Below are 1,523 nucleotides of genomic sequence, written 5' to 3' on the forward strand. Positions count from 1 at the left end.
CGGAAGATTTCAAGTCCAGTGAGACGGTCGTGACGCTATGAGGTTTGTGGTGCGGGTTCCCTGCGTTTGGCCGGGTCGTTGATCCATGCCTGCCGGGGTATCCGGGGTGGTCGGGGGCGGCGGCCGAAGCGTTCGGGGTGGCGGGCGTATGCATCGGCGAGGGTGACGGCTCGCTGGTCGCGGACCTCCTCGGCGGTGCCGAAGTGGACGGATGCGGGCGTGTGCCAGCCGATGCCCGAATGCCGGTGCTCGTGGTTGTAGTACGCGATGAACGCGTCGAACCACTCGCGGGCGTGGGCCAGCGAATCGAACCGCTCGGGGTAGTCGGACATGTACTTCGTGGTCTTGAAGTGGGCCTCGCTGTAGGGGTTGTCGTTGGAGGTCTTCGGCCGCGAGTGCGACCGTGTGACGCCGAGGTCGATCAGCAGCTGGGAAACTCTCCTGGAGGTCATCGAGGTGCCGCGGTCGGCGTGCACGGTCTCGGGCACGATGCCGTTGCGGCGGATGGTCTCCCGGATCAACTCCTCGGCGCGTGCGGCTGATTCGGCGGCCTCGACGGTGTGGCCGACGATGTAGCGGCTGAAGATGTCGATGATGACGTAGGCGTGGTACCAGACGCCCTTGACCGGTCCTGCGGCCTTGGTGATGTCCCAGGTGAACACCTGCGAGGGCCCGGTGGCGACCAGCTCGGGCACCGTCTTGGCGGGGTGGGCGGCCTGGCGGCGTCGCTCGCCCGCCTGCCCCTTCTCGCGCAGGATCCGGTACATCGTGGAGACGGAGCAGTGATAGCGCCCGGCATCCAGCTCGCGGGCCCAGATCTGCGCGGGAGGGAGTTCGGCGTACTCGTCGCTGTTCATCAGCTCCAGTACCGCCGCCCGTTCCTCGGGTGTCAGGGCCGAGGGCTGGACCTGCGGTTTCCTGGGCTTTCGCTCCGGTGGGGGCCGCAGCCGGCGGTAGTGGGTGGCCCGGGAGCGGCCGGTCAGCCGGCAGGCCGCCGTGATACCGAGCTCGCCCTCGACGCCGGTGAACGCGTCATCGACCACCGGGTCGGCGGCAGCCTTCAGTCCGCGCCCTCGGAGATCATTTCCAAGAGCGCGGAAGCTTTTCCCATGACTTCCAGCGCGGCCTTGTTCCGGGCCAGTTCCTTCTCCAGCCGCTCCACCTGGCGGCGCAGCTTCTCGTTCTCCGCCTCGGCGGCGGACTTCTTCGGCCTCGCCGGGCTGGTGCGCTTGTCGACCAGCTTCTCCAGGGCCCCGGCATCCCGCGCGGCCCGCCATTCCTTGACGTGGGAGTGGTACAGGCGCTCGCGGCGCAGGACCGCGCCCTTCTCGTTCTTGGGCGCGGCGTCGTACTCGGCGACGATCCGCAGCTTGTACTCGGGACTGAAGGTGCGGCGCTTCGGCCGGGCAGCCGGGTCGGGTCCGGCGGGGTTGGTGCTGGTCATGAGGGGGTGGTTCTCCTGTCGTGCCCTCTCAGGCTAACCCGACGAAGCGGGGCGTCTCACCCAAGGCTGACAGAGAGGG

The 1,523-nt window shown here is 68.5% G+C and carries 2 protein-coding genes; both read right to left on the reverse strand.

Annotated features, from left to right (window positions below; genetic code table 11):
- Positions 1–35: 35 nt before the first annotated feature.
- Entirely contained in the window at positions 36–1,043 is a 1,008-nt protein-coding gene (locus RMT89_RS40120) for an IS3 family transposase (protein WP_315888685.1), read from the reverse strand.
- 17 nt (positions 1,044–1,060) lie between these two features.
- On the reverse strand, positions 1,061–1,444 hold the full coding sequence (locus RMT89_RS40125) for a hypothetical protein (protein WP_315888686.1): 384 nt from the start codon (positions 1,442–1,444) through the stop codon (positions 1,061–1,063).
- Positions 1,445–1,523: the final 79 nt, after the last annotated feature.

Source organism: Streptomyces sp. P17 (assembly GCF_032436805.1).
Classification (GTDB): domain Bacteria; phylum Actinomycetota; class Actinomycetes; order Streptomycetales; family Streptomycetaceae; genus Streptomyces.

Coding starts and splice junctions, on each gene's coding strand:
- RMT89_RS40125 (WP_315888686.1), bottom strand. CDS start 1,444: ATGACCAGCACCAACCCCGCCGGACCCGACCCGGCTGCCCGGCCGAAG.